The organism is Variovorax sp. V213, from assembly GCF_041154455.1.
Taxonomy (GTDB): Bacteria; Pseudomonadota; Gammaproteobacteria; order Burkholderiales; family Burkholderiaceae_C; genus Variovorax.
Genome location: NZ_AP028664.1, coordinates 2,717,068 through 2,740,403, shown reverse-complemented (window position 1 = coordinate 2,740,403; position 23,336 = coordinate 2,717,068). Strand labels below are relative to the sequence as shown.

At 66.5% G+C, this 23,336-nt stretch carries 28 protein-coding genes; 19 read left to right on the top strand and 9 right to left on the bottom strand.

Annotation, left to right across the window (positions count from 1 at the left end; translation table 11 throughout):
• Positions 1-2: 2 nt before the first annotated feature.
• Genes hflK through ACAM55_RS13075 form a run of 6 tightly spaced genes read left to right on the top strand, consistent with a single transcriptional unit; the run spans position 3 to position 5,599 of the window.
• Entirely contained in the window at positions 3-1,370 is a 1,368-nt protein-coding gene (hflK, locus tag ACAM55_RS13100; RefSeq protein WP_369656390.1) for an FtsH protease activity modulator HflK, read from the top strand.
• A gap of 17 nt (positions 1,371-1,387) precedes the next feature.
• Positions 1,388-2,290 (top strand): protease modulator HflC, encoded by a 903-nt coding sequence (hflC, locus tag ACAM55_RS13095; RefSeq protein WP_369651994.1) that lies wholly within the window; start codon positions 1,388-1,390, stop codon positions 2,288-2,290.
• A 17-nt stretch (positions 2,291-2,307) separates the two neighbouring features.
• Complete coding sequence (locus ACAM55_RS13090; RefSeq protein WP_354399111.1) at positions 2,308-2,496, top strand: DUF2065 domain-containing protein; 189 nt, start codon at positions 2,308-2,310, stop codon at positions 2,494-2,496.
• Positions 2,497-2,540: 44 nt separating this feature from the next.
• Positions 2,541-3,701: an ATP phosphoribosyltransferase regulatory subunit gene (locus tag ACAM55_RS13085; protein WP_369651993.1), complete on the top strand. Its 1,161-nt coding sequence runs from the start codon at positions 2,541-2,543 to the stop codon at positions 3,699-3,701.
• A gap of 23 nt (positions 3,702-3,724) precedes the next feature.
• Positions 3,725-5,056 carry an adenylosuccinate synthase gene (locus tag ACAM55_RS13080; protein WP_369651992.1) on the top strand — a complete coding sequence of 444 codons (1,332 nt, stop codon included), beginning with the start codon at positions 3,725-3,727 and terminating at the stop codon, positions 5,054-5,056.
• 18 nt (positions 5,057-5,074) lie between these two features.
• Positions 5,075-5,599 (top strand): phosphoribosyltransferase, encoded by a 525-nt coding sequence (locus ACAM55_RS13075; protein ID WP_055796376.1) that lies wholly within the window; start codon positions 5,075-5,077, stop codon positions 5,597-5,599.
• Positions 5,600-5,643: 44 nt separating this feature from the next.
• Here the strand turns inward: ACAM55_RS13075 and ACAM55_RS13070 are convergent, their stop codons facing one another.
• Positions 5,644-6,093 (bottom strand): VOC family protein, encoded by a 450-nt coding sequence (locus tag ACAM55_RS13070; protein WP_369651991.1) that lies wholly within the window; start codon positions 6,091-6,093, stop codon positions 5,644-5,646.
• Positions 6,094-6,231: 138 nt separating this feature from the next.
• Here ACAM55_RS13070 and ACAM55_RS13065 point away from each other — a divergent pair, with 138 nt between their 5' ends.
• Together ACAM55_RS13065 and ACAM55_RS13060 are read left to right on the top strand one after the other, a co-directional pair.
• Positions 6,232-7,425, top strand: coding sequence for a PLP-dependent transferase (locus tag ACAM55_RS13065; RefSeq protein WP_369651990.1), 1,194 nt, complete (start codon positions 6,232-6,234; stop codon positions 7,423-7,425).
• Positions 7,426-7,656: 231 nt separating this feature from the next.
• The gene (locus ACAM55_RS13060; protein ID WP_012747323.1) at positions 7,657-7,860 is read left to right on the top strand and encodes a hypothetical protein; all 204 of its coding nucleotides are present in this window, start codon (positions 7,657-7,659) and stop codon (positions 7,858-7,860) included.
• 75 nt (positions 7,861-7,935) lie between these two features.
• On the opposite strand, the gene ACAM55_RS13055 is transcribed toward ACAM55_RS13060, so the two are convergent.
• Positions 7,936-8,607 carry an arylesterase gene (locus ACAM55_RS13055; protein ID WP_369651989.1) on the bottom strand — a complete coding sequence of 224 codons (672 nt, stop codon included), beginning with the start codon at positions 8,605-8,607 and terminating at the stop codon, positions 7,936-7,938.
• Here ACAM55_RS13055 and ACAM55_RS13050 point away from each other — a divergent pair.
• From ACAM55_RS13050 to rlmB, 3 genes are read left to right on the top strand one after another with little or no spacing between them, the layout of a single operon-like run.
• Positions 8,606-9,328, top strand: coding sequence for an ABC transporter ATP-binding protein (locus tag ACAM55_RS13050; RefSeq protein ID WP_369651988.1), 723 nt, complete (start codon positions 8,606-8,608; stop codon positions 9,326-9,328). The two genes, ACAM55_RS13055 and ACAM55_RS13050, sit on opposite strands and share 2 nt — an antisense overlap.
• Entirely contained in the window at positions 9,325-10,305 is a 981-nt protein-coding gene (locus tag ACAM55_RS13045; RefSeq protein ID WP_369651987.1) for a hypothetical protein, read from the top strand. Before ACAM55_RS13050 ends, ACAM55_RS13045 begins: the two co-directional genes overlap by 4 nt.
• Positions 10,306-10,339: 34 nt before the next feature.
• Positions 10,340-11,086, top strand: a complete 747-nt coding sequence (rlmB, locus tag ACAM55_RS13040) for a 23S rRNA (guanosine(2251)-2'-O)-methyltransferase RlmB (protein WP_369651986.1) — start codon at positions 10,340-10,342, stop codon at positions 11,084-11,086.
• A gap of 115 nt (positions 11,087-11,201) precedes the next feature.
• Here rlmB and ACAM55_RS13035 read toward each other — a convergent pair whose 3' ends face one another.
• Entirely contained in the window at positions 11,202-11,372 is a 171-nt protein-coding gene (locus tag ACAM55_RS13035; RefSeq protein WP_021006995.1) for a hypothetical protein, read from the bottom strand.
• A gap of 111 nt (positions 11,373-11,483) precedes the next feature.
• Complete coding sequence (locus tag ACAM55_RS13030; protein WP_369651985.1) at positions 11,484-12,071, bottom strand: helix-turn-helix domain-containing protein; 588 nt, start codon at positions 12,069-12,071, stop codon at positions 11,484-11,486.
• Between the two features lie 67 nt (positions 12,072-12,138).
• On the opposite strand from ACAM55_RS13030, the gene ACAM55_RS13025 reads away from it, so the two are divergent.
• Complete coding sequence (locus ACAM55_RS13025; protein WP_369651984.1) at positions 12,139-12,660, top strand: N-acetyltransferase family protein; 522 nt, start codon at positions 12,139-12,141, stop codon at positions 12,658-12,660.
• Between the two features lie 10 nt (positions 12,661-12,670).
• Here the strand turns inward: ACAM55_RS13025 and ACAM55_RS13020 are convergent, their stop codons facing one another.
• From ACAM55_RS13020 to ACAM55_RS13010, 3 genes are all read right to left on the bottom strand, one after another.
• The gene (locus ACAM55_RS13020; RefSeq protein WP_369651983.1) at positions 12,671-13,636 is read right to left on the bottom strand and encodes an aldo/keto reductase; all 966 of its coding nucleotides are present in this window, start codon (positions 13,634-13,636) and stop codon (positions 12,671-12,673) included.
• Positions 13,637-13,665: 29 nt separating this feature from the next.
• On the bottom strand, positions 13,666-14,274 hold the full coding sequence (locus tag ACAM55_RS13015; RefSeq protein WP_369651982.1) for a chromate transporter: 609 nt from the start codon (positions 14,272-14,274) through the stop codon (positions 13,666-13,668).
• Positions 14,275-14,335: 61 nt separating this feature from the next.
• The gene (locus ACAM55_RS13010) at positions 14,336-14,926 is read right to left on the bottom strand and encodes a chromate transporter (protein WP_369651981.1); all 591 of its coding nucleotides are present in this window, start codon (positions 14,924-14,926) and stop codon (positions 14,336-14,338) included.
• Positions 14,927-15,007: 81 nt separating this feature from the next.
• Here ACAM55_RS13010 and ACAM55_RS13005 point away from each other — a divergent pair, with 81 nt between their 5' ends.
• Positions 15,008-15,931: a YihY/virulence factor BrkB family protein gene (locus ACAM55_RS13005; protein ID WP_369651980.1), complete on the top strand. Its 924-nt coding sequence runs from the start codon at positions 15,008-15,010 to the stop codon at positions 15,929-15,931.
• Here ACAM55_RS13005 and ACAM55_RS13000 read toward each other — a convergent pair.
• A complete protein-coding gene (locus ACAM55_RS13000) occupies positions 15,928-16,479 on the bottom strand; it encodes a DUF924 family protein (protein ID WP_369651979.1) in 552 nt (183 codons plus the stop codon). The two genes, ACAM55_RS13005 and ACAM55_RS13000, sit on opposite strands and share 4 nt — an antisense overlap.
• 105 nt (positions 16,480-16,584) lie before the next feature.
• On the opposite strand from ACAM55_RS13000, the gene ACAM55_RS12995 reads away from it, so the two are divergent.
• The 6 genes from ACAM55_RS12995 to ACAM55_RS12970 all read left to right on the top strand — a co-directional run bounded on the left by ACAM55_RS12995 (position 16,585) and on the right by ACAM55_RS12970 (position 22,333).
• Complete coding sequence (locus ACAM55_RS12995) at positions 16,585-17,034, top strand: CHRD domain-containing protein (RefSeq protein WP_369651978.1); 450 nt, start codon at positions 16,585-16,587, stop codon at positions 17,032-17,034.
• Positions 17,035-17,082: 48 nt separating this feature from the next.
• Positions 17,083-18,288, top strand: a complete 1,206-nt coding sequence (locus ACAM55_RS12990) for a patatin-like phospholipase family protein (protein ID WP_369651977.1) — start codon at positions 17,083-17,085, stop codon at positions 18,286-18,288.
• A gap of 89 nt (positions 18,289-18,377) precedes the next feature.
• Complete coding sequence (locus ACAM55_RS12985; protein ID WP_369651976.1) at positions 18,378-19,160, top strand: 3-hydroxybutyrate dehydrogenase; 783 nt, start codon at positions 18,378-18,380, stop codon at positions 19,158-19,160.
• A gap of 126 nt (positions 19,161-19,286) precedes the next feature.
• Positions 19,287-20,294 (top strand): tripartite tricarboxylate transporter substrate binding protein, encoded by a 1,008-nt coding sequence (locus ACAM55_RS12980; RefSeq protein ID WP_369651975.1) that lies wholly within the window; start codon positions 19,287-19,289, stop codon positions 20,292-20,294.
• Between the two features lie 43 nt (positions 20,295-20,337).
• Positions 20,338-20,811, top strand: a complete 474-nt coding sequence (locus tag ACAM55_RS12975; RefSeq protein WP_369651974.1) for a tripartite tricarboxylate transporter TctB family protein — start codon at positions 20,338-20,340, stop codon at positions 20,809-20,811.
• A gap of 16 nt (positions 20,812-20,827) precedes the next feature.
• Entirely contained in the window at positions 20,828-22,333 is a 1,506-nt protein-coding gene (locus ACAM55_RS12970; RefSeq protein WP_369651973.1) for a tripartite tricarboxylate transporter permease, read from the top strand.
• Here the strand turns inward: ACAM55_RS12970 and ACAM55_RS12965 are convergent.
• Positions 22,320-23,282 carry a GNAT family N-acetyltransferase gene (locus ACAM55_RS12965; RefSeq protein WP_369651972.1) on the bottom strand — a complete coding sequence of 321 codons (963 nt, stop codon included), beginning with the start codon at positions 23,280-23,282 and terminating at the stop codon, positions 22,320-22,322. The genes ACAM55_RS12970 and ACAM55_RS12965 overlap by 14 nt on opposite strands.
• Between the last annotated feature and the right edge of the window lie 54 nt (positions 23,283-23,336).

Below are 23,336 nucleotides of genomic sequence, written 5' to 3'. Positions count from 1 at the left end.
GCATGTTCAACCTGAACGATGGCCGGTGGGGCCGCGGCGACGAGCCCGCATCCAACGGCGACCGCCCGACCGGCAATCGCCCCCCCGATGCAGATCCGCCGGGCACACCGACGCCACCGCCTTCGGGCAACAACAACAACGGCAACCGCCCTCGCGGTCAAGGCCCGAATCAGGGGCCGCCGGATCTCGATGAACTCTGGCGCGACCTCAATCGCAAGCTTGGCGGCTTTTTCGGCGGCAAGGGCGGCGGCAACCGACCCAGCGGCAGCAACGGCGGCGGTGGTGGCAACGGCTACAGGCCCGACATGAAAAACGCAGGCTTCGGCCTGGGGCTGGTTGCAGCGGTGGCTGTTCTCATCTGGCTCGGCACCGGCTTTTTCATCGTGAACGAAGGCCAGCAAGCCGTCGTGACCCAGTTCGGCAACTACAAGGCGACCGTGAACGCCGGCTTCAACTGGCGGCTGCCGTATCCCATCCAGCGCCACGAAGTCGTGGTGACTTCGCAGATCCGCTCCACGGATGTGGGCCGCGACGCCATCGTGCGATCCACCGGCCTTCGCGAATCGGCCATGCTGACCGAGGATGAGAACATCGTCGAAATCAAGTTCGCGGTGCAGTACCGCCTGAGCAACGCGCGAGCCTGGCTCTACCAGAGCAAGTCGCCCGCCGAAACCATCATCCAGGTGGCCGAAAGCTCCGTGCGCGAAGTGGTCGGCAAGATGAAGATGGATGCGGCGCTGGCCGAGGAGCGGGATCAGATTGCCCCGCGCGTGCGGCAGCTGATGCAGACCATTCTCGATCGCTACGAAATCGGTGTCGAAGTCGTCGGCATCAACCTGCAGCAGGGCGGCGTGCGTCCTCCCGAGCAGGTGCAGGCGGCGTTCGACGACGTGCTCAAGGCCGGCCAGGAGCGCGAACGCGCCAAGAACGACGCGCAGGCCTACGCCAACGACGTGGTGCCGCGTGCGACGGGTACCTCATCGCGCCTCAAGGAAGAGTCCGAAGCCTACAAGGCGCGCATCGTTGCGCAGGCCCAAGGCGATGCCGGCCGCTTCAGTGCAGTGCTGGCCGAATACCAGAAGGCGCCACAGGTCACGCGCGACCGCATGTACACCGATGCCATGCAGCAGATCTATGCAAGTACCACCAAGGTATTGGTCGACACCAAGCAAGGTTCCAATCTGCTGTACCTGCCGCTCGACAAGCTCATGCAGCTGAGCGGCAACAATCCCCCGGCCACGCCCGTCGATGCCGCCAGCCCCAGCGTGGCCGGCACCGCGCCGGCCCAGTCGTCGGTGATTCCGGTGGCGCCGGCCGCAGGCGAAACCCGCGCCCGCGACGGCCGTTCGCGCGACCGTGACGTGCGCTGATTAAGGGCAGGAAGAACATGAACAGAATCGGATTCATCGCCTCGTCGATCCTTGTCTTGCTGGTGCTGCTGAGCTCGACCCTCTTCGTGGTCGACCAGCGCCAGTTCGGCGTGGTCTATTCCCTTGGCCAGATCAAGGATGTGATCATCGAACCCGGGCTCAACTTCAAGCTGCCGCCCCCGTTCCAGAATGTGTCATACATCGACAAGCGCCTGCTGACGCTGTCGAGCATCGATACCGAGCCCATGCTGACGGCCGAGAAGCAGCGCGTGGTCATCGACTGGTATGTGCGCTGGCGCATCAGCGATCCACGGGCCTACATCCGCAACGTCGGGCTCGACGAGAACGCCGGCGCCATGCAGCTCAACCGCGTGGTGCGCAACGCCTTCCAGGAAAACATCAACAAGCGCACCGTGCGCGACCTGATCTCGGTGCGCCGCGAGGCGCTCATGGCCGACGTGCAGCGCGAAGTGCTGGCCGTGGTGAAGGGCTCCAAGCCCTGGGGCGTGGACGTGGTCGACGTGCGCATCACGCGTGTCGACTATGTGGAGGCCATCACCGAATCCGTCTATCGCCGCATGGAGGCAGAGCGCAAGCGCGTTGCCAACGAATTGCGTTCGACCGGCTATGCCGAAGGCGAAAAGATCCGCGCCGACGCCGACCGCCAGCGCGAAGTGATCGTGGCGAACGCCTACCGCGACGCCCAGAAGATCAAGGGCGAGGGCGATGCCCAGGCCGCTTCGGCCTACAGCGAGGCCTTTGGCCGCGATCCGCAGTTTGCGCAGTTCTACCGCAGCCTCGAGGCCTACAAGCAGAGCTTCAACAAGAAGAGCGACGTGATGGTGGTCGACCCTTCGTCGGACTTCTTCCGCGCCATGCAGGGCGCCGGCACGCCAGCGGGCAGCGCGCCACGCCGCTAAGGCTGCGGACCGGGCTCGTGAGCGCCGAAATATTCTGGAGCGCGCTGGCGCTGGTCCTGGTGATCGAAGGCATCCTGCCTTTCGTGTCGCCGGGCGGCTGGCGGCGCGGTTTCGGCCAGCTGATGCAGCTGCGCGACGGCCAGCTGCGTTTCTTCGGACTTTGCAGCATCTTGCTGGGTTTGTTTCTGCTTTGGGTTTTGGGGTAACGCGGTCCCGGTAGAATCCCGGTTTAACCACGCCCCCGATCCCCATGTCCGCCTGGGTCCTCCCGGATCACATTGCCGATGTGCTGCCTTCCGAGGCGCGCCACATCGAAGAACTTCGACGCCAGCTGCTCGATACCGCCCGTGGCTATGGCTACGAGCTGGTAATGCCGCCGCTGCTCGAGCATCTCGAGTCGCTGCTGTCGGGCACCGGCGAGGCGCTCGACCTCCAAACCTTCAAGCTCGTGGACCAGCTCTCCGGCCGCAGCATGGGCCTGCGAGCCGACACCACCCCCCAGGTGGCGCGGATCGACGCCCACCTGCTGAACCGCGAAGGCGTGGCGCGCCTGTGCTACTGCGGCCCGGTGCTGCACACCCGCCCCGACCGCCCGCACGCCACCCGAGAGCCGCTGCAGTTCGGGGCCGAAATCTATGGCCATGCCGGCCTCGAAGCCGACACCGAAATCCTGCTGCTGGCGCTCGATTGCCTCCATGCGTCGGGAATCGGCGAGGGCCTGATCGTCGACCTCGCGGACGCGCGCATCGTGCGGGCGCTTTTCGCCGGCGTGCCGGTCGATGCCTCGGTGCTGGCGCGCGTGCATGCGGCACTGGTTGCCAAGGACGCGAGCGAGTTGCATGGGCTGACGCGCGATTTCCCGGCACCGTCGCGCGACGGGCTGCGCGCACTGGTCCAGCTGTACGGCGACGCGTCGGTGCTCGACGAGGCGGCCAAGGCCCTCAAGGGCACGCCCGCCGTGGGCGCGGCGCTGGCCGGCCTGAAGCAGCTTGCCGCCAGCCTGCAGGGCGATTCCGCACGGCAGATCAGCTTCGACCTGGCCGACCTGCGCGGCTATGCCTACTACAGCGGCATGCGCTTCGGCATCTACGTGCCGGGTGCGGCCGATGCGCTGGTGCGAGGCGGCCGCTACGACGAAGTCGGTGCCGTGTTCGGCCGCAACCGCCCGGCGGTGGGCTTCAGCCTCGACGTGCGCGAACTGGTCGGCGTGCTGCCGGCACGGCCGCTGCGCGCAGCCATCCGCGCGCCCTGGAGCGACGCGGCCGGCCTGCGGCAGGCCATTGCCGCATTGCGCAAGGCCGGCGAGACCGTGGTCTGCGTGCTGCCTGGCCACGGCAGCGAAATCGATGAATTCCATTGCGACCGCGAGCTCGTCGAGCAAGCAGGGCAGTGGCAAGTCCGAGCCATCTGAATTTTTGAAGTAATGGAACGAGCATGAGCGTAACCACCGGAAGAAACGTGGTCGTCGTCGGCACCCAGTGGGGCGATGAGGGCAAAGGCAAGCTGGTCGACTGGCTGACCGAGAGCGCCCAGGGCGTGGTCCGCTTCCAGGGCGGCCACAACGCGGGCCACACGCTGGTCATCAACGGCGTGAAGACCGCGTTGCACCTGATTCCCAGCGGCATCATGCGCCCGGGCGTCAAGTGCTACATCGGCAACGGCGTGGTGCTGTCGGCGGCCAAGCTGTTCGAGGAAATCGAAGGGCTGGAGAAGGCCGGCGTCGAAGTGCGCTCGCGCCTGCGCATCAGCGAGGCCTGCCCGCTGATCCTGCCGTTCCACGCCGCGCTCGACATTGCGCGCGAAACCTACCGCGAAAAGGGCGGCGTCGAGAAGATCGGCACCACCGGCCGCGGCATCGGCCCGGCCTACGAAGACAAGATCGCGCGCCGCGCGCTGCGCGTGCAGGACCTGAAGCATCCCGAGCGCTTTGCGACCAAGCTGCGCGTGCTGCTCGACCTGCACAACCACGTGCTGACCCAGGTGCTCGGCGCTCCCGCCATCGACTTCGACCTGGTGTTCGACGAGGCCATGCGCCACGCGGTGCTGCTCAAGCCGATGATGGCCGACGTGTCGCGCGAACTGAACGATGCGCACAAGGCCGGAGCCAACCTGCTGTTCGAAGGCGCGCAGGGCACGCTGCTCGACGTGGACCATGGCACCTACCCGTACGTCACCTCGAGCAACTGCGTGGCCGGCAACGCCGCCGCCGGTTCGGGCGTGGGCCCGGGCATGCTGCACTACATCCTGGGCATCACGAAGGCCTACTGCACGCGCGTGGGCGGCGGTCCGTTCCCCACCGAGCTCGATTGGGCGACGCCGGGCACTCCCGGCTATCACATGAGCACGGTGGGTGCCGAAAAGGGCGTGACCACCGGCCGCAGCCGCCGTTGTGGCTGGTTCGACGCCGCGCTGCTCAAGCGCTCGGCACAGGTCAACGGCCTGTCGGGCCTGTGCATCACCAAGCTCGACGTGCTGGACGGACTCGAAAAGCTCGAGCTGTGCACCGGCTACGAGCTCGACGGCGAAATCACCGACATCCTGCCGATGGGCGCGGACGAAATCGAACGCTGCACGCCCATTTACGAAACCCTCGAAGGCTGGAGCGAAAGCACGGTCGGCGTCACGCAGTACGACAAGCTGCCGGTCAATGCGCGGCTCTACCTGCAGCGCATCGAGCAGATCACGGGCGTGCCGATCCACATGGTGTCGACCAGCCCCGATCGCGACCATACGATCATGATGCGCCACCCTTATCTTGCCGACTGAACAGGAACGAACCCAACCATGTTGACCGAAGACGGCAAGCATCTCTACGTCAGCTACGACGAGTACCACAACCTCATCGAGAAGCTCGCGATCAAGATTCACCAGTCGGGCTGGCAGTTCGACACCATTCTTTGCCTGGCACGCGGTGGCATGCGCCCCGGCGACGTGCTTTCGCGCATCTTCGACAAGCCGCTGGCGATCATGTCGACCAGCTCCTATCGCGCCGATGCCGGCACGGTTCAGGGCCACCTGGACATCGCCCGCTTCATCACCACGCCCAAGGGCGAGATCGCGGGCAGGGTGCTGCTGGTGGATGACCTGGCCGATTCGGGCCACACGCTGCACGCGGTCATGGACATGCTGCGCAACAACTACAAGCCCATCAGCGAGCTGCGCAGCGCGGTGCTCTGGACCAAGGCGCTGTCGACCTTCACGCCCGACTACTCGGTCGAGTACCTGGCCACCAACCCGTGGATCCACCAGCCGTTCGAAGGCTACGACGCGCTCGGCCCCGAGAAGCTTCTGGAGAAGTGGTCAGTCTGACGAAGTGGTCGGTCTGACCTGATCCGCGGGCGCCGGTTGCCCGCTCAACCGGCCGAATCGAACATCGCCGTGTAGCGCCGCTGCATTTCTTCCGGCGTCAGCTTCTCGATGCTGTGGCCCACGTTCCAGCGGTGCCCGAAGGGGTCGCGGAACACGCCGGAACGCTCGCCATAGAACTGGTCTTGCGGCGCCATGTCGAGCGTGGCACCCGCCGCGACGGCGCGGGCCACCACCGCATCCGCATCGTCCACATGCAGGTGCAGCGTCACCGCGGTGCCGCCGAGCGTCCTGGCGCTCTGGATGTCGTATTCGGCAAACTCATCCGAAAGCATCAGGACGGCGCCGTTGTGAAAATCGAGTTCCGCATGGCCGATGCGTCCGCTGGGCTCGGTGAGCCGGAAGATCTCCTTCACCTCGAAGACCTTGCAGTAGAACTCGATGGCCGCGGCGGCATCGTCGACGCAAAGGTACGGGAACAGTTCGTGGATCGCCATGGGGTTGCCTTTCGAGAAGAAGAAGCAGGGGCAGGGCGCCATTCTGAACGCCGCATCGCCACTTTCTCAAGCCTCGGCGGCAGGGGGGTGACAGGCTGGCTGCTCGACTGAAGGCACGGTCGCGCTAGCATCGGGGCCATGAGCAAGCCCTCCACGACCCTGATCCACCACCCCTACACCCCGCCCGCCAACTTTGCGGCGCCTCAGCCTGGCATCTTCAAGGCGTCGACCGTGTTCTTCGCCGACGTGGCGGCCATGCGCGCGCGCGACTGGAAGACCAAGGCCGGCTATACCTACGGCCTGCATGGCACGCCGACCACCTTCACGCTCGAGGAGCGCCTGGCCACGCTCGAGGGCGGGACCGAATGCCTGCTGGTGCCGAGCGGGCTCGCGGCCATTTCGCTGGTGTCGTTTGCCTTCCTGAAAAGCGGCGACGAGGTGCTGATTCCCGACAACGCCTACGGCCCCAACAAGGCGCTGGCCACCGGCGAGCTGGCCAACTTCGGCATCACGCACCGCATGTACGACGCGATGAACCCGGCCGACCTGGCCGCCAAGCTTTCGGACCGCACGCGGCTGGTGTGGGTGGAGGCGGCGGGCTCGGTGACCATGGAGTTTCCCGATCTGCCGGCGCTCGTCGACGTCTGCCGCGCGCGCGGAGTGGTCACCGCGCTGGACAACACCTGGGGCGCGGGCCTGGCCTTCGCACCCTTCGATTTCAACGGTAGCGGGCAGGGCGTGGACATCTCGGTGCATGCGCTCACCAAGTACCCGAGCGGCGGCGGGGACGTGCTGATGGGCAGCGTCGTCACCCGCGACGATCGCCTGCATCGCGCGCTCAAGCTCACCCACATGCGCATGGGCTTCGGCGTCGGCGTGGGGGATGTGGAAACCCTGCTGCGCTCGCTGCCCAGCATCGGGTTGCGCTATGCCGCGCACGACCGTTCGGCGCGCGAACTGGCGCGCTGGCTCAGCGGCCGCGAAGAGATCGCCCAGGTGCTCCACCCCGCGCTCGAAGAGTCGCCCGGCCATGCGAACTGGCGTGCGCTGTGCGGCGCGGCCGACCTGGCCGCCGGGCTCTTTTCGATCGTGTTCGATGAGCACTACAGCACCGAGCAGGTCGACCGTTTCTGCGACAGCCTGAACCTCTTTCGCCTCGGCTATTCGTGGGGCGGCCCCGTGAGCCTCGTGGTGCCCTATGACATCGGACTGATGCGCGACGCGAGCGTCGCGCCGTGGCCCTACAAGGGCACGCTGGTGCGCTTCTCGGTTGGCCTGGAGGACGTGGAAGACCTGCGGGCCGACCTGCAACAGGCGCTGGCGCGGCTGTAAGGTTCGCCGCGCGTCATGGGAAGGGTGTGCACGTCGGCGGGATAGTGGTTTCGACGGCCCTTGCCATGATGGCTGAAGCGGGGGGGCTGCTTCATGTTCCAGCGCGATCCGGGTTTGCAAGGTGTGTTCGAGTTCGAAACGGCGCCCGGCCCGGCGCCTTGAGACCGCACCGTTATCGCTTACAGTAGGCTACGCACAGTCACCGTGACTGTCTCGCCTCAAGGAGAAGCAGTGGCAACACCAAATTACGGCTACGAAAAGCGCCAGAAAGAGCTGGCCAAGAAGAAGAAGAAGGAAGAAAAGCTCCGCGAGAAGGCCAACCGGAAGCTCTCTCCAAGCAGCGATGGCCTTGCGCCCGGCGACCCGGAAACCGACGTCGCCTCGCTCGAACGCGATCCCCCGACCGTCCCCGATCTGCCTACCAAGAACGGTTGATTCCGAAACCGGGCTCTCGACGACGAAGCCGCTGCAGGCCTTAGGGCTTGCAGCGGCTTCTTGCCTTTCGGCCGCCTATTTGGCGGCGAGCAGCTTGCGCAATTCCGGCCAGACGTTGTCGAGCAGTTGCGGCTGGGCCGCGGCGGTGGGATGGATGCGGTCGGCCTGGAACAGCGCGAGCGCATCGGGCGCGTCGGCCACGCCCTTGAGCAGGAAGGGAACCAGCGCAGCCTTGGTCGCACCCGCCACCTTGCCGAACACGGCCTCGAAGCGCCGCGTGTAGTCGCCGCCGTAGTTCGGAGGCACCTGGATGCCGACGATCAGCACCTTGGCGCCCGCGGCCTGCGCGGCCTTGGTGATCTGCAGCAGGTTTTCCTCGGTGTTCTGGAGCGGCAGGCCTCGCAGTGCGTCGTTGGCGCCAAGCTCGACCACCACGTGGCTGGGTTTGTGCTGCGCCAGCAGGGAGGCAAAGCGGGCCCGCCCGCCCGAGCTGGTGTCGCCGCTGATGCTGGCATTGACCACCGTGGCCGGGATCTTTTGCGCCGCGAGGCGCTTTTCGAGCAGGGGCACCCAGCCTTCGCCGCGCTTCAGGCCGTATTCGGCGCTCAGCGAGTCGCCGAGCACCAGAATCACCGGCTGGCGGGGCACCGCAGCCTGGGCTTGCGCCACCGCCGATGTCCCTGCGCTGCCGAATGCGGCGGCGGTCAAGATAAAGTCACGTCGATTCAAAACGAAAAGCCTTTTCATGTCCCAACCCTCGTCTGATGCCATTGTCGCTGTCGAGCATGTGTTCAAGTCCGTGACCGATTCGACCGGCACGCTCGACATTCTGCAGAACATCGATTTCACCCTGGGCGCGCGGGAAACTGCCGCCATTGTCGGCGCCTCGGGCTCGGGCAAGAGCACCTTGCTGTCGATCATCGCGGGTCTCGACACGCCCACCCGCGGCACCGTCAAGCTCGCGGGGGACGACATCTTTGCCATCGACGAGGACGAGCGCGCCGCATTGCGTGCCCAGCGCGTGGGTTTCGTGTTCCAGAGCTTCCAGCTGCTGGGCAACCTGAGCGCGCTCGAAAACGTGATGCTGCCGCTCGAACTGGCCGACCGCAAGGACGCGCGCAAGGCCGCCACCGAGATGCTCGGGCGCGTCGGGCTCGGGCAGCGCCTTGGCCACTACCCCAAGGTGCTTTCGGGCGGCGAACAGCAGCGCGTGGCGCTTGCCCGGGCCTTCGTGGTGCAGCCGGCCCTGCTGCTGGCCGACGAACCCACCGGCAGCCTCGACTTCGCGACCGGCGAGCAGGTCATGCGGCTGATGTTCGACCTCAACCGCGAGCTCGGCACCACGCTCGTGCTCGTCACCCACGACCGCGGCATCGCGGCGCAGTGCGAGCGCCGGATCACCATCGAGGCCGGGCGCATGGCGCTCAATGAGTCGAAGCCCGTGCTGGTGGCTTCGCTCGAAGCATGATCGTCCCCCGGTTCTGGGCCGAAGGCCGCATCCAGGAGCAGGTGGCGGGCAAGCAGATCACCGTGCGGCGCTACGGCTGGTCGGACGACAGCCCCCTGGCCGCCCAGGCGCATGCCGACCAGCGAACGCGAGAGGCCTTCGATCGCATCGCCAGCGGCGAGAAGCTGAACCGCCGCGAGCGCAAGCTGGCCTACAACGGGGCCGAAGGCGTGCCGATCCGCGAGGAGATCGTCGAGCAGCAGGGCGACACCGTCATCACGCGCAACAGCTACGGCGCGCGCTGCCTCAACACGCCCGATGTGCTTTTCGTCGACATCGATTTCGACGAACCCCTGCGCGGCAGCGTGTTCGGGTTTGCGCTGGCGCCCGCGCTGATCGCGGGCATCGTCGGCGGCTGGACCGCCAAGACCTGGGTGGGCGGGCTGATCGCCGCCATCGTGGTCTTCATCGTCGCCTGGCGCATCGGGCTGGGCAAGAAGCGTGGCGAGGCCAGCGACAACCCCGCGCCCGAAAAGCGCGCGGCCGAGCGCATCGGGCGCTTCGTCCATCAGCACCCCGATTGGCACCTGCGCCTCTACCGCACGCCGGCCGGTTTCCGGGTGTTGGCAATGCACGACGTCTTCAGCCCGGCCGACATGGCGGTGGCGGACTGCTTTCATGCGCTGGGCGTGGACAAGACCTATGCGCGCATGTGCCGCAACCAGAACTGCTTTCGCGCCCGCCTGAGCGCCAAGCCCTGGCGCATCGGCATCGGCGAGCACATCCGGCCCCGGCCGGGCGTGTGGCCCGTGTCCCCCGAGAAGCTGCCCATGCGCGATGCCTGGGTCGCACGCTACGAAAAAGCCGCCGAAGGCCATGCCGCCTGCCGGTACCTGGAAAGCGCCGGCAACAGCGCCCGGGTGCACCCGAAAGCGCTGGCCGTGCAGGAACTGCACGACGAACAGACCCGCGCGCACAGCGGTCTCCCCATCGCCTGAGGAGGAGGCGCGCGCAGGCCTCGATAATCAGGGGATGTCTTCCCCTAAAGTGATCTTCGGCTTCCATGCCGTGGGCGTGCGCATCAAGACCGCGCCGAAATCGGTGCTCGAAGTGATGTTCGACACCAGCCGGCGCGATGCGCGCATGAAACAGTTCATCGCACGCGCGCAGGAGGCCGGCGTGCGGCTGGTCGAGGCCGACGGTCTCCGGCTCGCCAAGCTCAGCGGCAGCCACGGCCACCAGGGCGTGGTGGCACGGGTCGAACCCATCGCGCAGGTCCGCTCGCTGGACGAGTTGCTCGAAGGCCTGGAGGAGGCCGGCACCGTGCCCCTTCTGCTGGTGCTCGACGGCGTCACCGATCCGCACAACCTCGGCGCCTGCCTGCGCGTGGCCGACGGCGCCGGAGCGCATGCGGTCATTGCCCCCAAGGACCATGCGGCCGGCATCAACGCCACGGTGGCCAAGGTGGCCAGCGGCGCCGCCGAAACCGTGCCGTACTTCATGGTGACCAACCTGGCGCGTACGCTGAACGAGCTCAAGGAACGCAATATCTGGTGCGTCGGCACGAGCGACGATGCGCCCGGCACCATCTACCAAAGCGACTTCAAGCGGCCCCTGGCCCTGGTGCTCGGCGCCGAAGGCGAGGGCATGCGGCAGCTGACGCGCAAGACCTGCGACGAGCTCGTGAGCATTCCCATGGCTGGAGCCGTCGAGAGCCTGAACGTTTCCGTGGCCAGCGGGGTGTGCCTCTACGAAGCCATGCGGCAGCGCGGCACCTGACGCCGCGCTGCCAGCCCTTGGACAAGGGGCTTGCGCCGCATCTGCGGCGTACCCAGCAGGCGGTTGAAGAACATCCAGTCGCTCTGGAAATGTTCGAAAGCCCGGCGCAACGCGTTCAGGAAGGATCCTTGCTGCGCGTACGCGCCACTGCGCTGAAGATGCCGATGCCCAGGATGATCAGCGCGCCGATGCCGATGTAGAGCGTGGGCACGCCGGCCACCGAGGCGCCCCAGGCGACGCCGGCCAGAAAGATCAGAAAACCGATCATGTAGAGCGCAAAGGACATGCTTGTTCCCCCAAAAGCTTTGGATGCCTTGCAGTATCCCGGGCGACGCCGTGGCCAGCACAGGCCTTCGTCTCCAGTCGCTGTGGGAACTTGCCTACTACTCGTGTGCCTTCATGCCGGGGAAGCGACCAGCAGGTAGCGGCACCCCGTGCGGCCCAGTGCCTTGAAGACCAGCGCCCGATCGACGCCGAAATCCAGGCAATCGCCAGCCGCAAGCTCGAACCGCTCGTCCCCGTAGTCCACGCGCAGTGCGCCTTCGAGCAGCCACAGGCATTGCCGATACGGCTTGCCGCTCCACCGCGGATAGCCGACCTGCGCCGAGCGCGGCAACTCGATCTCGACCATCTCGACGCCGCCGGTGGCACCGCGCTCCACGACCTGGCGCCGCAGGTAGCCGGCCTGCGGATCGCGCCACACGTCCTGTTCGGCCCGGCTGCGCAGCCGCTGGGGCGAGCCCCTGTCCTCGGTCAGCAATTGCGCGAGCGGCACGCCGAGGCCGGCGGCCAGCCGGCCCAGCAGGACGGCCGTGGGGCTGCTTTCCGCGCGCTCGACTTTCGAGATCATTGCCTTGCTGACACCCGAAAGCGCGGCCAGCTCCGCCAGGCTCAGCGACTTGGCCTGGCGCAGCGCAAGGAGCCGGCCGGCGATGAGCAAGTCGATCCCGGAAGGCTCAGCGGGCAGAGATGATTTGTTTCTCATATAAGACTATTATTCTCTTATATTGGACGACTGTCCGCCATCTCCCGCCCATTCGAAAGGAACAAACATGCGCCTGGTCCCCTGCACCGAGGAAGCCCACGCGGGCGCCATCCTCGCCATCCTCAACGAAGCCATCGTCAACTCGACGGCCCTCTACGACTACAAGCCGCGTACGCCCGAGAGCATGGTGGCGTGGTTTGCCACCAAGCGCGCCAACGGCTTTCCCGTGATTGGCGCCGAAGACGACGATGGCAAGCTGCTGGGGTTTGCGAGCTACGGCGCGTTTCGCGCCTTTCCCGCCTACAAGTACACGGTGGAGCATTCGGTGTATGTCGAGGCGGGTCACCGCGGCGCCGGCTTGGGCCGCACGCTCATGGAGGCGATCATTGCCGAGGCCGCTGCGCGCGATGTGCACGTGATGGTCGGTGCCATCGATGCCGCGAACGCCGGCAGCATCGGGCTTCACGAACGGCTGGGGTTCGAGCATGCCGGCACCGTGCGTCAGGCCGGATTCAAGTTCGGTCGCTGGCTCGACGTGGCTTTCTACCAGCGGATTCTCTCGACGCCGCTGAATCCGGTCGACGGCTAGGCGGCGCGTCTCAGGCCGGGTCTTCGGCGCTGGCCCGGTCCAGCATCTGGATGGTGCCGGCATCGAGTTTCAGCTGGGTGGCAACCACCAGTTCATCCAGTTGGGCGATGGAGGTTGCGCTGGCAATCGGCGCAGTGACCGACGGCCGCGCGATCTGCCACGCGATGGCCACCTGGCCCGGCTTGGCGTTGTACTGCTGCGCCACCTTGTCGAGTGCTTCGAGAATGCGCAGGCCGCGCGGGTTCAGGTATTTTTTGGTGGTATTGGCGCCGCGCGCGCTCTTGGAGGCGTCGGCTTCGGTACGGTATTTGCCGGTCAGGAAGCCGGCCGCCAGTGCATAGAAATTGATGACGCCCACTTCGCGCTTGACGCACAGCGGCTCCAGCGCATCTTCGAACACCGCGCGGTCGTAGAGGTTGTACAGCGGCTGCAGGCTTTCGTAGCGCGCAATGCCGAGCCGTTCCGACACGTCGAGCGCCTCGGCCAGCCGCGGGGCACTGTAGTTCGAGGCGCCGATGGCGCGCACCTTGCCGGCCTTGACGAGGTCGTCGAAGGCGCCCAGCGAGTCTTCGAGGGGCGTGGCGGCATCGTCGTCGTGCGACTGGTACAGGTCGATGAAGTCGGTCTGCAGGCGCTTGAGCGAGGCTTCCACCGCTTCGCGGATGTAGGCCGGCGAGAGGCCCGACTTGCCTTCGCCCATCGGCTTGCCCACCTTGGTGGCCAGCACGACGCGGTTGCGCTTGCCGCTCTGCTTGAGCCACTTGCCGATGATGGTCTCGGACTCGCCGCCGCTGTGGCCGGGCACCCAGCTCGAATAGACGTCGGCCGTGTCGACGAAGTTGAATCCGGCATCCAGCCAGGCGTCGAGCAGGCGGAACGAGGTGGCTTCGTCCACGGTCCAGCCGAACACGTTGCCGCCGAAAGCGAGCGGCGAAACCAGGAGGCCGGAGCGGCCGAGCGAGCGGAGTTGCGACATGTGGTTGTTTCCTGAAAAGAGAACGAGGATCAGACGAAGCCCACGGCGCCGAGCAGCGCACCCGCGCCCAGCAGCCAGAGCAGGTGGAGGCGCGTGCGCCAGACGATAAGCGCGGCCACCGCGCTGAGCAGCCACAGATGCCATGCGGGCGCGTCGCCGGCATGGTTACCCGCCGCCAGCACCCAGCCGGTGGCGATCAGCAGGCCCACCACCACCGGCGCCATGCCCTGCTTGAAGGCGCGCACGCCGCGCCGCTCGCGGTTGCGGTGTCCCCAGCGCGTGGCAAGGTAGGTGAGGGTGGTGCTCGGCAGCATGATGCCGACCATGGTGACCAGGAGTCCGAAGAAGCCGAGCAGCCACGCACCCGGCCCGGCGCCGATGCCGCCGCCGGCGTTGAGCCCGACGTTCCAGCCCATCAGCGCGACGAAGAGCACATTCGGGCCCGGCGCAGCCTGGGCGATGGCGACCGACGAACTGAACTGCGCGTCGGTCAGCCAGCCATGCTGCGCGACCAGGTAGCGGTGCATGTCGGGAACGGTGGTGATGGCGCCGCTGATCGACAGCAGCGACAGCAGCATGTATTGGCCGAAGAGCGCAAGCCAGTCGTGCCATTGCATGGCGATGGTCACGTGGCTCATTGGGTGACCCCCGTGCTGCGCACTGCGGTGCGAGCCCCCTTCGGAACGGCCGGGCGGGGGCTCATGCGCCAATCTTCCGCCAGGTCCACGCACAGGCCACGCCGCCCACTGCCAGCAGCACCCAGCCGAGCGGCATCTTGAAGACGGCGATGGCGCCGAATACCAGCGCGATGAACGCGAGGCAGGTGGCGAAGCCCAGCGGGTGCCTGCGCAGTTGCGGAATCAGCTTGATGCCGGTGGCGGCGATCAGCCCGCCCGACACGGCGCCCATGCCGCGCAGCGCCGCCGCCACCTGCGGATTGGCAGCGTAGTGGGCGTAGAGCACGGCCAGCACCAGGATGACGACCAGCGGTATCGCGAGCATGCCGGCCACCGCGGCAATGGCGCCGCGCAGTCCGAAGTAGCGGTCGCCGATCATCAAGGCCAGGTTGACCACGTTCGGGCCCGGCATCACCTGGGCCACGGCCCAGTCTTCGAGAAACTGCTCGGGCGTGAGCCAGCGCTTTTTCTCGACCATCTCGCGCTGGACGATGGCGAGCACGCCACCGAATCCTTGCAGCGCAAGCCAGGTGAATGAAACAAAAAGGTCGCGTGGCGACGTCGGTTGCAAAGGGGCGGTCGGCGCTGCCGCGCCTGGAGGGGACGGATGCATGTGGGACGATTATCGTAGCCATGCCTGCAACGTGCCGGGCATCGGGCTGACATGCCCCTGCATCACTCGACGGGAGACTCCATGGTCATGCAAATTCGCGCGCTCTTCGATCTCTGCAAGGAGGCCGTCGCTTCGTGGTCGAACGACTACGCGCCCAGCATGGGCGCCGCGCTGGCCTACTACACCGTGTTCTCGATTGCGCCGCTGCTGCTGATCGTTATCGCTGTGGCCGGGCTGGTGTTTGGCGAAGAGGCCGCGCGCGGTGAAATCTTCTTGCAGCTTTCGGACCTCATGGGTGCGCAGGGCGCGGCCGCGGTTCAGGGCATGCTGCAGGCGGTCAACAAGCCGGCCGAAGGCATCGTGGCCACGGTGGTCGGCATCGGGCTGCTGGTGATCGGCGCGACCACCGTCTTCGGCGAACTGCAGGACGCGCTCGACCGCATCTGGCGCGCACCGGCGCGCGCAAGGAGCAAGGGCCTGTTCACACTGCTGCGCGTGCGGCTGCTGTCGTTCACCATGATCATGGGCATCGGCTTCCTGCTCATGGTGTCGCTGGTGGCAAGCGCGGCGCTGGCGGCGCTCGGCAAGTGGTGGTCGCCGGTGTTCGGCGCCTGGGCCACGCTGGCGCAGGCGGTGAACTTCGCCTTCAGCTTTGCCATGGTGACGGTGATCTTCGCGATGATCTACAAGATCATGCCGCGTGCCAAGGTGCAGTGGCGCGACGTGTGGGTGGGCGCCGCGGTCACCGCACTGCTCTTCACGGTCGGCAAGCACCTCATCGGTCTCTACATCGGCAAGAGCAGCGTGGCCTCGGGCTACGGGGCCGCGGGCTCGCTGGTGGTGGTGCTGGTGTGGGTGTACTACTCGGCGCAGATCTTTCTGCTGGGGGCGGAGTTCACCTGGGTATATGCCAAGACCTACGGCTCGCTCAAGCATGCCAAGGACACCGGCGAAGCGGCCAACCCTTCGCCGACGCGCTCGGATCCGCTGCCACGGCAGGGCTAGCCCCCGAAGCCGCCTTCGTCCAGGAAGCGCTGTTCCTCCGGGCTGCTGGCGCGCCCGAGCAGCCTGTTGCGATGGGGAAAACGGCCAAAGCGCGCAATGATGTCGCGGTGCAATACCGCAAAACGCTGGGTGTTGGCATCGAGCGCCGCGTTCAACTCGACGGAACGCTCCTGGTCCGCCAGCGATTCGGAATGCATGAAGGGCAGGTAGAAGAAGCGCCGGAGCTCTTCGTCGATCTGGAGGTCGATGCCGGCGTCGATCGCTTCACGAGCGACGGCCAGGGCCTTGGGGTCGGTAGCGAATGCGCGCGCGTGGCCGCGAAAGGTGTTGCGCGGAAACTGGTCGAGCAGCACCATCAGGGCCAGGGCGCCTTCGGGCTCCTTGGCCCAATGGGCGAGTTCGCCTTGGGCTGCCGCCTCGTGCGCGGCGAGAAAGCGCGTGCCGAACTCGGCATCGAAAGCATCGTTCTTGGCAAACCAGCGTTCGGGTCCGGCGTCGCGCCAGAAGCTGGCGACGTCGCGGGCGGTGGGAAGGTCGGGAGAGGTCATCGCCGCATTCTCTTTCAGCCCGCAAAGTCGCGGTGGTGGCCGACAACGCCCCGCGCCCAGGCTGCCTATGCTGGAGCGGTTTTCATAACTCAGGAGATAAAGCTCATGAACCGATATGGCACCTTTTTGCGCGCAACCCTTATTGCGGGCCTGGCCACTGCTGCGCTCGCCGGTTGCGGGATGATGTCGAAGTCGAACACCGCGAGCTTCAGCGGCGCAATGAATGCCGCCAGCGAAGTGCCGCCCAACATGACGCGCGGCAGCGGCATGGCGGAAGCCTGGCTCAACAAGGACACCAACGTCCTGAAGTACAAGATCACCTACACCGGCCTGAGCGGCCCGGCCACGGGGGCGCATTTTCACGGCCCCGCCGCCGCAGGCGCCAATGCCGGCGTGGTGCTGCCGTTTGCCAATCCGGCCAGCCCGATCGAGGGCCAGGCCACGCTCACGCCAGCTCAGGCGGCCGACCTGATGGCCGGCAAGTGGTACGCCAACATCCACACCGCCGCCAACCCTGCGGGTGAAATCCGGGGACAGATGCTGCCCAAGATGTAGGAGCGCTGGTCAGCTTGCGGCCGCGGGGCTGGTGTCAAATGACACCCTATGACGACGAAGCCCCAGAAGCCCCGGACCGCACGCAAGAAGACCCCCAACACTTTGGAGGCGCGCCGCGATGACATGCGCGCCGCACGCAAGGCCCTGGTGCTGCAGGGAGGAGGCGCTCTTGGCGCCTACCAGGCCGGCGTGTATGCCGCGCTCAGCGAAACCGAACTGCAGCCGCACTGGATTGCCGGCGTGTCGATCGGCGCGATCAACGCGGCGCTGATCGCGGGCAATGCGCCCGAGAAGCGGGTCGACCGGCTGCGCGAGTTCTGGCACCTGGTGTCCTCCGGCCCGGCGCAGCGCCTGCCGGCCTGGCTGGGCGACCGCGCCACGCAGAACCAGTGGAGCGCCCTCATGGCGTCGCTGGTGGGCATTCCCGGCTTCTTCGAGCCGCGGTACTCGCCTTCGCTGCTGCTGGGTGCCGCGGCGCCGCTCTTGAGCTACTACGACACCGCGCCGCTCAAGCTCACGCTCGAGCGCCTGATCGACTTCGACCGCATCAACGCGTGCGAGGCGCGCTTCAGCGTGGGCGCGGTCGATGTGCGCACCGGCAACTCGGTGTACTTCGACAACACGCGCCAACTCATCGGCCCGGAGCACATCATGGCCAGCGGCGCGCTGCCGCCGGGCTTTGCGCCGGTCACCATCGACGGCGACGACTACTGGGACGGCGGCATCGTCTCGAACACGCCGCTGCAATACGTGCTCGACATCCATCCGCGCTCCGAACCGCTGGTGGTGCTGCAGGTCGATCTTTTCAATGCGCGCGGCGAGATGCCGGGCACGCTCGCGGGCGTGATGGAGCGGCAGAAGGACATCACCTATTCGAGCCGCACCCGGATGAACACCGATGCGATGGCCGCGAACCTGAACCTTCAGCAAGCCATTGCGGACCTGATCTCCAAGCTGCCCGCGCACCTGCGCAACGACCCGTCGGTGCTCGCGGTGCAGGCCGAGCTCACGCACCACCCGATCGACATCTTCCACCTGATCTACCGCGACAAGCCCTACGAGCTCGAGTCGAAGGACTACGAGTTCTCGCGCGCCGCGGTCGAAGAGCACTGGGAAGCGGGGGCGCGCGACATGCGCCGGACACTGGCGCATCCCGAAACCCTGCGCAGCGATGCCACCGTGAACGGCGTGACCACCTTCGATCTCGGCGAGCCCGGAATGGGGCGCGTCAAGCGTCCCGGGCTGTCGCGCTGAACGCAGGCTGCAACGGCAGCCTTGCTCGCCCGATTCCTGCAATCCCGTTTTCTTTCTCCCTTACTTTCCAATCCCCAAGGACATTCACCATGCAACTCAAGGACAAGGTCGCGTTCATCACCGGTTCGGCCAGCGGCATCGGCAAGGAAATTGCCATTCTGTTTGCGCGCGAGGGTGCCAAGGTCGTCATCGCTGACCTCAACAAGCAAGCCGCCGACGCCACCGCGGCCGAACTGCAGGCCGCGGGTGCGCAGGCGATGGGCGTGGCCGTGGACGTGACCAGCGAAGACCAGGTCAACGCCTCGGTCGAAGAGGCTGCCAAGGCCTTCGGCGGCATCGACATCCTGATCAGCAATGCCGGCGTGCAGATCGTCCATCCGGTCGAGGAGTTCAGCTTTGCCGACTGGAAGAAGATGCTCGCCATTCACCTGGATGGCGCCTTTCTCACCACCAAGGCCTGTCTCAAGCACATGTATGCCCAGGGCCGCGGCGGCAGCGTGATCTACATGGGATCGGTGCACTCGAAGGAGGCTTCGCTGCTGAAGGCGCCCTACGTCACCGCCAAGCACGGCCTCATCGGCCTGGCCAAGACGGTTGCCAAGGAAGGCGCGAAGCATGGCGTGCGCGCCAACGTGATCTGCCCGGGCTTCGTGCGCACGCCGCTGGTCGAAAAGCAGATTCCGGAGCAGGCGAAGACGCTCGGCATCACCGAGGAGCAGGTCATCAAGAACGTGATGCTCAAGGAGACAGTCGATGGCGAATTCACCACCACCGACGACGTGGCGCGCGTGGCGCTCCTGTTCGCGGCCTTCCCGACCAATGCCCTGACCGGCCAATCGCTGGTGGTGAGCCACGGCTGGTCCATGCAGTAGCGATATTGCGCCCGCTGCACGCGGGACACGATGGTTCACCCTAATGTCTCTGGCGAGCGAACTGTGAGAAAACCTTGCTTGCCGTTCAATCGTCATACCAATGACTTTCGCCAGGAGACAAAGACCATGCGTGTTCGTTCAGCCCGCTTCTTTTCGCGACGCTCTTTCGTGGCCCATGCCGCAGGTGTCGCCGCAGGGCTCGCCATGTTCGCGGCGGCGGCTCCCGCAGCTGCCCAGGCGTATCCGAGCCGGCCTGTCACGCTGATCGTTCCCTGGGGGGCTGGCGGGGGCACCGATGCCACGGCGCGCATCATCGGCAGCCTGCTCGAAAAAGAACTCGGCCAGCCGGTCACGGTGGTGAACCGCACCGGCGGCAACGGCGTGGTGGGCCACGCGGCCATTGCCGCCGCGCCGCCGGATGGCTACACCCTCGGCATGGCCACGGTCGAGATCGGCATGATGCATTGGCAGGGCCTGACACCGCTGACCAGCGCGTCCTACACCCCGATCGGCCTTACCAACCTCGATCCGGCGGCCATCCAGGTTCGCGCCGATGCGCCGTACAAGACTGCCGCCGAGTTGCTGGCGGCCATCAAGGCCAGCCCGGGCAAGTTGAAGGCGTCCGGCACGGGGCAGGGCGGCATCTGGCACCTGGCGCTGGCGGGCCTGCTGCGCGACCAGAAGATCGACCCCGCGGCAGTACCCTGGGTGCCCAGCAACGGCGCAGCACCGGGTCTGCAGGACGTGGTGGCGGGCGGTGTCGACATCGCGCCTGTCTCGCTGCCCGAGGCGCGCTCGCTGATCGATGCGGGCAAGATCAAGAGCCTGGCGCTCATGAGCGACAAGCCCTCGGCCCTGTATCCCAACGTGCCCACGCTCAAGGCGGCCATCGGCAGCGACTGGTCCCTGGCGGCCTGGCGCGGCATCGTCGCGCCCAAGGGCCTGCCCGCCGACGTGCGCGACAAGCTCGCAGCCGCGATCAAGAAGGTGGTGGCAAGCAAGGAGTACACCGACTTCATGGCGTCGCGCGGCTTCGGCGTGATCTACGCGGGCCCTGACGAATTTGCTGCGTACATGGCGAAGTCCGATGCCGAACTCGGCGCAACGATGAAGGCCGTGGGTATCGTCAAGTGAGGGCCGCGCGGGGCGTGCGCGCCGACGCAGGAGGTGCGGCGCGATGAAGTTCAACGACGCAGTCTTCGGGCTGATTCTGCTGGCGCTCGGCGGCCTCGTGCTGGCCGTGGTGCGCGGCTATCCCGGCATGCCCGGCCAGCAGGTGGGGCCGGCGCTGTTCCCGGGGCTGATTGCAGTGGGCCTGTGCGTGGGTGGCGCCATGCTGCTGGTCAAGGGCTGGCGCGAAAGGCGGACCGTGGCGTGGGTGCGGCTGGGCGACTGGGCCGCTTCGCCGCGCCACGTGCTGTCCGCCGCGCTGGTCGTCGGTGCAGTGCTGTTCTACATCTTCGCGTCCGAACGGCTCGGGTTCCTGCCGACCGCCGCGATCTCGCTGCTGGCGCTGATGCTTGCCATGCGCGTGCCGCCGGGCCGCGCTGTGCTCATCGCGTTGATTGCCACGCTGGTCATTCATGCCGCGTTCTACAAGCTGTTGCGCGTTCCGCTTCCCTGGGGCGTTTTGACACCCATCGCCTGGTAACCGGAAACATCCACTCATGTCGGCAGCACTCTTGCAGGCTTTCTCGATGGTCTTCGAGCCCTACACCATCCTCGTGATGGTGCTGGCCTCGTTCTATGGCCTGTTCGTCGGCGCGGTCCCGGGGTTGTCGGCCACCATGGCGGTGGCGCTGCTGGTGCCGGTGACCTTCTTCATGCCGCCCATTCCGGCCATCGCGGCCATGGTCACGGCTACCGCGATGGCCATCTTTTCCGGCGACATTCCCGGCTGCCTGCTGCGCATTCCGGGTACGCCTGCATCCGCCGCCTACACCGACGAGGCCTTTGCGATGACGCGCAAGGGCATGGCCGAGACCGCGCTGGGCGCGGGGCTGGTGTTCTCGGCCGTGGGCGGGCTTTTCGGCACGGTGGTGCTGATCGTGGCGGCACCGGTGCTGGCGGACTTTGCGCTCAACTTCAGTTCCTTCGAGTACTTCTGGCTGGTGCTGCTGGGCCTGACCTGCGCGGTGTTCATCACCTCCGACCGGCCGCTCAAGGGCCTCGTCACGCTGCTGCTCGGCCTGCTCGTGGCCTGCGTGGGGCTCGGCAACCCGGCGGGCTTTCCGCGCTTCACTTTCGGCAATGCCGAGATGACCGGCGGCATCGGCATGATCCCGATGATGATCGGCATGTTCGCCATCTCGGAGGTGATCCGTTTCGCGGTCGATACGCTGCCGCCTGGCGAGATCGTGGTCGAGAAGGTGGGCCGCGTGCTTGCGGGGCAATGGGCGCTGGCCAAGAAATACCCGGTGCAGATATTGCGCGGCAGCGTGCTGGGCACAGCGGTAGGCGCGCTGCCCGGCGCGGGCGCCGACATCGCGGCGTGGATGTCGTACGCCATGAGCAAGAAATTTTCGAAGGAACCCGAGAAATTCGGCACAGGCCATGTCGAAGGCATCGTCGAATCCGGCTCGGCCAACAACAGCGCGCTGGCCGGCGCGTGGATTCCGGCGCTGGTGTTCGGCATTCCGGGCGATTCGATCACCGCCATCGTGATCGGCGTGCTCTACATGAAGAACCTCAATCCGGGGCCGACGCTGTTCACCACGAACCCGCAGAACATCTATGCGGTGTTCATGCTGTTCATCATCGCCAACATCATCATGATTCCGCTGGGCATTCTCTGCATCAAGGTGGCCAAGCGCATCCTGCAGGTGCCGCGCAACGTGCTGATGCCGTTGATCCTGCTGTTCTGCGTGGTCGGTGCATTCGCCATCAACAATTCGCTGTTCGACGTGGGCGTGATGCTGGTGGCCGGCATCGTGGCCTACCTGCTCGAGGAGAACGATTTCCCGATTGCACCCGCCATCCTCGGCGTGGTGCTCGGCGGCATGCTCGAAGAGAACTTCATCACTTCGATGATCAAGTCGGACGGCAACCTGGCGGGCTTCGTGTCGCGGCCGATTGCCGCCGGCCTGGCGGCCGTGGTGCTGCTGGTGTGGTTCGCGCCCCTGCTCAAGAAGCTGTGGCAGAGGGGGCGGCGCGCCGTGTCTACCGCAGCTTGAGCGACCAGGTCTCGCCCACGAGCTGTTTTCCGAAGCCCTCGTAGGGCTCGGCCTTGTCGAGCCTGAAGCCGCGCCTGGCGTAGATGGCGCGGGCAGCCTCGAGGCAGCTGTTGGTCCAGAGCACCATCTTGCGATAGCCCTTGGCGCGCGCGAAGGCAATGCACTCGTCAGTCAGGCGCGCGCCCAGCCCCAGGCCGCGTGCCGACGGCGCGAGCAGCAGCAGGCGCAGCTGGGCCGTGGTGGCCGACTTGCGCACCACGAAGATCGCGCCCACCCGTTCGCCGTCGAGCTCGGCGACCCAGCATTTCTCCCACGCGGGCTGAAACTTGCGGACGAACTGGGCCACGATGTCGGCCACCAGTGCTTCGAACTCGCTGTTCCAGCCGTACTCGCGCGCATACAGCTCACCGTGCTGCTGCACCACCCATCCCATGTCGCCGGGCAAGGGGTCGCGCAAGACGACTGTGCGGGTGCGGGCCGCCGGAGCGGTGGCCGGGTCGAGCAGCCGTTCGATGCGCGCCATGGCATCGACCACCTGTTGGCGGTCGTGCGGCGGCAGTGGCGAGAGCAGGGCGGCGGCTTCGTCGCGCGACTTTTGTTGCAATGGCGCAAATGCGGCGTGGCCGGCTTCGGTGAGCCGCAGCACGCTTTGCCGCGCGTCGCGGGCATGGGGCTCGCGCGTGAGCCAGCCCGCGGCCTCGAAGCGGCGCAGGATGCGGCTCATGTAGCCGGCGTCGAGCTTCAGGTCGCGGCCGATCTCGCTCGCGACGGGTGTTTTCCGGTGGGCCAGCTCGTACAGCACGCGGACATCGGTCAGCGACATCTCGCTGCCGAGATAGGGGTCGAGCACGCCGATGCGGCTCGTATAAAAGCGGTTGAAGTGGCGGATGGCCTTGACGACTGCGGCGTCGGGCGCGGGCGCCATGCGGTAAATAGTAGCTTCTGTCATATTTATGGTTGACTAAGGCAATCATTTAAAAGCCTTGCCGCCGGCGCGTCAACA